Here is a 5,750-nt window from a genome sequence, read left to right as displayed (position 1 = left end):
CGCGGTCCCACCCGGCACCGCTCCGCCCGGGGCCGGTGCGGTCGAGGCCCCCGCCCCCGACAGCACCAGGCCCGGCGGGTGGACCGGCAGGGAGAGCCCCCCGGCCCCGCCGCCGAGCGGCGCGGCGCCCCGCACCGGCAGCTCGGCGGGGCCGGGACGTCTGGGATCGCGCAGCAGCGCGTCCACCAGCGCCGCCGTCTCGGCGGCGGCGGGCGCCGCGAACATCCTGGACAGCGAGGACACCGTCTCACCCCTCCTTCGTCGGTGTCGGCCGTGTCGACCTGGTCGCCGGTGCGTCAGGCACGCGGCTTGACCTCGATGTTCTCCAGGACCCCGACTGCGTCGGGGACCAGGATCGCGGCGGAGTAGTAGGTGCTGACCAGGTAGGCGATGACGGCCTTGTCGTCGATGCCCATGAACCGGGCGTTGAGTCCCGGCTCCACCTCGTCGGGCAGCCCGGTCTGGTGCAGGCCGATGACGCCCTCGTTGTCCTCGCCGGTGCGCACCGCGATGATCGAGGAGGTCCGGTGCTCGGTGACGGGGATCTTGCCGCAGGGCAGCAGCGGGATCCCGCGCCAGGCCGGCACCCGGTTGCCGTTGAAGTCGACGGAGTCCAGGTTCAGGCCGCGCTTGTTGCACTCCTTGGCGAACGCCGCGATCGCCTTGGGGTGGGCGTACAGGTACTGGGTGTTGCGCCGCATCGTGATGAGGTCGTCCAGGTCGTCCGGGGTGGGCGGACCCTCCTGGGCCTGGATGCGCTGGCCGAAGTCGGCGTTGTGCAGCAGGCCGAACTCGCGGTTGTTGACCAGTTCGTGCTCCTGGCGCTCGCGCAGGGCCTCGATGGTCAGCCGCAGCTGGTGCTCGGTCTGGTTCATCGGCTTGTTGTAGAGGTCGGCGACCCGGGTGTGCACGCGCAGCACGGTCTGGGCGACGCTCAGCTCGTACTCGCGCGGGTTGAGCTCGTAGTCGACGAAGGTCTGCGGCAGCTCGTACTCGCCGTCGTGGCCCGAGGACAGCTCGATCTCGGCCTCGCCGTACTTGTTCTGGCTGTTCTTGGGCAGGGAGCCGAACAGGTCCACGTGGAAGCGCAGCGACTCCGAGCGGTCCAGCGCCTCGGCGAACTGCTGCCGGGTCAGCGACAGGAGCAGGCCCGCGGTGTCGGCCCGGGCGGTGAAGTCCCAGGTCGGGGCGTCCTGCACCAGGTACTGCTCGCCGAACTGGTCGCCGTCGGCCAGCACGTCCAGCCGGTCGACGCTGCCGTAGCGGCCGGTCGCGATCCGGCTCACCCTGCCGTGCACGATCAGGTACAGGCGGTCGACCTGCTCGCCCTCGGAGACCAGGACCTCGCCCGGCTCGAACTCGCGCTGCTCGAACCGGTCGGCGAGGTCGGTGAGCACCTCCTCGTCGTCGAATCCGCGCAGCAGCGCCAGCTCGCCGAGTTCCCGCGGGATGACCTGCACCCGCGAACCGGTCTGGTGGAACTCGATGCGGCCATCGCCCAGGGTGTAGGTGAGCCGGCGGTTGACCCGGTAGACACCGCCCTCGGTCTGCACCCAGGGCAGGGTCTTGAGCACCCAGCGGGAGCTCTTGCCCTGCATCTGCGGGGCGGATTTGGTGGTGGTGGCCAGATTCCGCGCGGCGGCGGTGCTCAGGCTCTTCTGCTGACCGCCATACACCTCGGGGGCTTCGGTCGACATCGGCCGTCTCTCTCCTGTGTCGTGTGAGGGTCCCCCGTTCCGCACCCGACAAAAGGGACCCCGGAACAAGGAGGAAAAGGTTCGATTCGGTCGCCCAGCGCAGGCCGGAGGCGGCACACGCATGTGTCCCCCGACCGCGAAAGCGCTGCCCACGCTAGGGGCGCCGCACCGGGCCCCGCAAGCGAACGCAGGAATTCCACGGCAAATCGCTGGAATCCGATATCCGTTAACCCAAAAGTACGAAGACCTTTAAAAGAAACCTTCGATTCTCTTTCCGTGACCCATGCCTCACACACAACGGAAAATTCACGACATTCACCCACTCGGTGCCGGACGCCCGCACGGGGAACAAGGCCTCCAAAACGCATAAAAGCCGCGCCCCCGGTCTGGGAGCGCGGCCGTACCGGCGCTTCTCGGTCGCCCGGCGTTCCCGGTTTCCGGTCACCTCAGGGCCGGGGCCCGCCGGTGACCTCCTCGACCAGGGCCACGATGTCGGCCTCGTCGGCCACATGCAGCTCCCGTGCCAGGTCGAAGAACTCCCGGTCCGTGGTGCGGAACCACAGCACCGGCTCCGGCTCGATGTCGACGAAGGTGAACGAGTTCCACCGCACCCGCACGAATTCCCGCGGACCATGGCCCCGGTTGCGCTCGTGGTCCCGGACCAGCAGGACCCGGCGGCCGTCCGCCTCGGACTCCGCGCACTGGACGGCGAAGGAGCGGCAGCCGTCGTAGAACGGATCCCTGGGCACGCCGTCGACCCGGTCCGGGTGGTCGACCCGGGCTTCGAGCCCCACCCGATCCGGACCGGTCCCGGTGTAGCCGACGGAGACCCTCGACCTGGATGTGTGCACACGGGTGGCGGTCCACCGGTCGCCGTCCAGCAGGAGCACGTCGTGGGAGTACTCGGACAGCGCCGCCACCTCCCGGTCGAACCACTGGCGCCGTTCCTCCAGGTACCGGCCGTGGTCGTAGCCGGCCCGCACCGTGCACGCCAGGGCCAGGCCGACGACGATCCAGAGGGTGGCGAACCTGCCGCCCCGGGCCAGGGCGACCATGACCAGGACCGCGCCCACCGCCACCGTGGACCCCGCGGGCCAGAAGGCACCCAGCGGGAAGTCGTTGTTGAAGGACCAGGTGACGACCGACTGCACGTAGGACACGGCCACGACGGCGGTGAGCAGCACCGCCCTGGCATAGGGGCGGGGGACCCCGTTGCGCGCCCAGCGGCGGGCGGATCCCCGAAGCAGCAGGGCCACCACGCCGAGGGTGGACAGGGCCCACACGGCGTAGTACCCCCACGGGGTGGGGGCGTCGGAAGGACTCATGATGAGCGAGAACCCGACCACTAACGGGACGACGATGGAGATCGCGAAGAGCACCAGGACGTACCCGCACCCGGCGGGGATCTCCAGGGGCTCGTCGGAGAGCGTCCCGCGGTCGGGAAGCGTCCCGTGGTCGGGCGTCTGCATGCGGGGGTCCCTTCCGGCGGCCTGCCCGGTGGGACGCCGCGGCCGGCCGCCCCGTTCCCCCTCCCCTCATTCCGGGGTACCGGGATCCGGGGGCGGCCCGACCTCGGCGCCGGCGCTCAGGTGCCCCGGATGGCCCCGCAGTCGGATTCCTCCATGTCCCGGCCGGCCTCGATGTCGTAGGGGTCGTCCTCGATGAACCCCCTGGGCTTCTCGCCCTTCGGCATCTCGTCGGCGTAGGCGGGGGTGAACGTGACCTGGTCGTTCAGGCAGTGCACCGGGCCCACCGAACGCCACCAGTTCGGCATCGCGGTCAACGGCCCCTCGCCCCTCCCGTAGAACGACACCTCGCCGTAGTGCGAGGTCACCAGCCGGACCGACACCTTCTCGCCCGGCCGGGCGACGGGGTGCACGATCGTGTACTCGGTGCGGACCGCCAGGTACTCCCACCCCCGCTCGTCCTCGGCGGCCTCCGCCCACATCCGGCCGTCCACCTTGACCACGTCGCCGATGGGCTCGGCACTCCCGGGCGTCAGCCGGAAGAGCACGTTCCGGCTGTCCATCAGGGGGTCCTCGTGCCCGGCGTACTCCTGGTACCAGTCCGCGGCCTGGCCCCTCAGCAGGGACCGGAAGCGCATGTCGTCGCCCTCGAACACCGCGGCCCGGTCCAGGTACACCGCCTCCAGCAGCTCCCCGGTGGCGTCGTACGCCTCCTGGACCCGGTCGGCGGGATACCCCGCGATCCCGGCCGCCTCGGGGACGACGAACCCCTCCCCGTAGTCCTCCGCCTCGGTCCCGCCGAACGGGTCGTCCCGGTCGACCTCGTCGAACGAGAGGGGGAATCCGGTGACGTCGCGGACGACGTCGTTCAGCAACTGCTCCGCGGGGGCGCCGCAGCCGGTCAGGGCGGCCGCCGCGACCAGCACCGCGCACGCCACCGCACGCGGCCTCAGGGTCAGGGATCTCTGGGACACCGGGGGAATCCTGTCTTCACTTATCGGGGGATTTGCGAACTTCGCCCAGTTCTATCCCACCCCCACGACAGCCCGACGCCCGGGCCGGGAAAATCCCTTTTCCCACCTCCTCGACCCGGGATACCTTCGCCCGGTGAACACTCAGAGATGGACCGACCACGCCGCCCCGAGGCTCAACGCCGTGGTGTGCGACCTGGTGCTGATGGTGATCCCGGAGCGCCGCCCCGTCCAGGGCCGCTGCACCCGCCCCGGCTGCTCCTGCTCGGGCTGGTGCGCCCGCTTCTCCACCGGCCGCGGACGCCCCGGCACCGGCCCGGGCCGCCCCCGCCGCACCGCCCGCGGCAACAGGCGCTCCCCGGCCCTGCTCCACCGCACCCCAACCGGCCGCTCCCGCCACGCCTGACCGGCCCGCCCGCCCGGGGCCAGAACCCCCGAACCGCCACCGACCCCGGGCGGGCACAGCGCCACCCCCGCACCCGCTCGACTCCGCACGCCGTGCGACCCGCCCCAGAACTCCCCCGACTCCGGGAGCGGCCGCCCCGGACCGCAGACCGGGTCCGGCGGCTCGCCGCCCGGACACCGCGCCGCCACCAGCGCGGCCGCGTCGAGGGTCTCCTCCCCACCGCGACCAGACATTCCGTGGCCTCGACCACGCCAGCAGCACGCCGCGGATCATGCCCGAACGTTCCTCCTCTGCGGCTTCAGCGGCCGCCGACCCCGTTCACCGGTGCGGTCCCGGTCAACGGACCCGGTAGTGGGCGTACACCTTCTTCATCTGCTCCATCCAAAAACCCAGCCGCTGCTCCGAAGAGGCGTTCGGCGTCAACAGCCCCTTCTCCGAAGCCAGCTTGAAGAAACCCGAACCGGGGTCGTTCCCGGCCTGATAGACCGTGATCGCCGAGATCATGGCCCCGACCTCGGGAAACGTCCTCTCCACCGCCTCGCCGAGCAGTCGGCCCACGGCGGTCCGGTCGACCTCCCGGGAGAAATCGAAGGGCCGCTGCCCGGTCCGCCGCACGAGCGCGCCGTTCAGCTCGCCGTAGGTCGTAGTCGTCCCCGCCCGGGCGTGGTCCTCCAGGTGGTCCACGGTCGCGGCGACCAACTGCCCCCACTCGACGTCGGTCCTTCCGTACAGGCTTCCTCCACTGCCTCGGCCGACCGCCGCGAACCACCCGCCACTGACCCGGCTACCCCGAGCCCCCGACACCACTCGGCATCTCCCGCTCCGGGTAACAGAGACCTGTGACCGATTCCGGCAACCGGGTTGGCGGCCAGGGCGCGTTGGGTAAGGATGGTGAAAGGTTTCCTGCCCCGGACGAAGGGACGTGTACACCGAGCCTTTTTCATCCTGCTTCTCGGAGCTGAAGGACCAGCACCGCGCGGGTGATCTGGCCGGCGCGTTGCGGGCAGCAGCGTAGGCGGCGCAGGATGTCCCACTGCTTGAGCCGGGCGATCGCGCGCTCGCCCGGTGAGCGGAGCTTGGCGTGTTCGGAGTTGGCGTCCTTCTTCCACTGCGGCTTGCCGCGCCCCTTGAACGGGCAGAACACCACGTCCGAGAGCCCCACGTATCCCTTATCGCCCAGGCCGAGCAGTCCCGCGGCTCTGATGCGCTC

6 protein-coding genes and 1 pseudogene are annotated in these 5,750 nt (G+C 70.9%); 1 reads left to right on the top strand and 6 read right to left on the bottom strand.

The genetic code is table 11. From position 1 onward, the window contains the following. The 4 genes and pseudogenes from ACJOT3_RS31730 to ACJOT3_RS31715 form a co-directional block, all read right to left on the bottom strand. Positions 1-243: pseudogene (locus tag ACJOT3_RS31730) on the bottom strand (family 2 encapsulin nanocompartment cargo protein terpene cyclase); the annotation flags it as partial. 53 nt (positions 244-296) lie between these two features. Then, positions 297-1,697 carry a family 2B encapsulin nanocompartment shell protein gene (locus ACJOT3_RS31725; RefSeq protein ID WP_406976818.1) on the bottom strand — a complete coding sequence of 467 codons (1,401 nt, stop codon included), beginning with the start codon at positions 1,695-1,697 and terminating at the stop codon, positions 297-299. 446 nt (positions 1,698-2,143) lie between these two features. Then, complete coding sequence (locus ACJOT3_RS31720; RefSeq protein WP_406976817.1) at positions 2,144-3,166, bottom strand: hypothetical protein; 1,023 nt, start codon at positions 3,164-3,166, stop codon at positions 2,144-2,146. A 116-nt stretch (positions 3,167-3,282) separates the two neighbouring features. Next, positions 3,283-4,137 (bottom strand): hypothetical protein, encoded by an 855-nt coding sequence (locus ACJOT3_RS31715; RefSeq protein WP_406976816.1) that lies wholly within the window; start codon positions 4,135-4,137, stop codon positions 3,283-3,285. 133 nt (positions 4,138-4,270) lie between these two features. Between ACJOT3_RS31715 and ACJOT3_RS31710 the strand changes: the two genes are divergently transcribed. Beyond that, entirely contained in the window at positions 4,271-4,540 is a 270-nt protein-coding gene (locus ACJOT3_RS31710) for a hypothetical protein (RefSeq protein ID WP_406976815.1), read from the top strand. 336 nt (positions 4,541-4,876) lie between these two features. Here ACJOT3_RS31710 and ACJOT3_RS31705 read toward each other — a convergent pair whose 3' ends face one another. Next, on the bottom strand, positions 4,877-5,239 hold the full coding sequence (locus ACJOT3_RS31705) for a hypothetical protein (protein WP_406976814.1): 363 nt from the start codon (positions 5,237-5,239) through the stop codon (positions 4,877-4,879). Between the two features lie 241 nt (positions 5,240-5,480). Further along, the coding region (locus ACJOT3_RS31700) for a transposase family protein (RefSeq protein WP_406976813.1) at positions 5,481-5,750 on the bottom strand (270 nt) is incomplete at its 5' end.

It is taken from the genome of Nocardiopsis protaetiae, assembly GCF_045446735.1.
In the GTDB taxonomy this organism is placed as follows: domain Bacteria; phylum Actinomycetota; class Actinomycetes; order Streptosporangiales; family Streptosporangiaceae; genus Nocardiopsis; species Nocardiopsis protaetiae.
Note: the sequence above shows the minus strand (reverse complement) of the source record. Positions and strands in the feature narration are given on the sequence as shown.

Coding starts and splice junctions, on each gene's coding strand:
- ACJOT3_RS31725 (WP_406976818.1), bottom strand. CDS start 1,697: ATGTCGACCGAAGCCCCCGAGGTGTATGGCGGTCAGCAGAAGAGCCTG.
- ACJOT3_RS31720 (WP_406976817.1), bottom strand. CDS start 3,166: ATGCAGACGCCCGACCACGGGACGCTTCCCGACCGCGGGACGCTCTCC.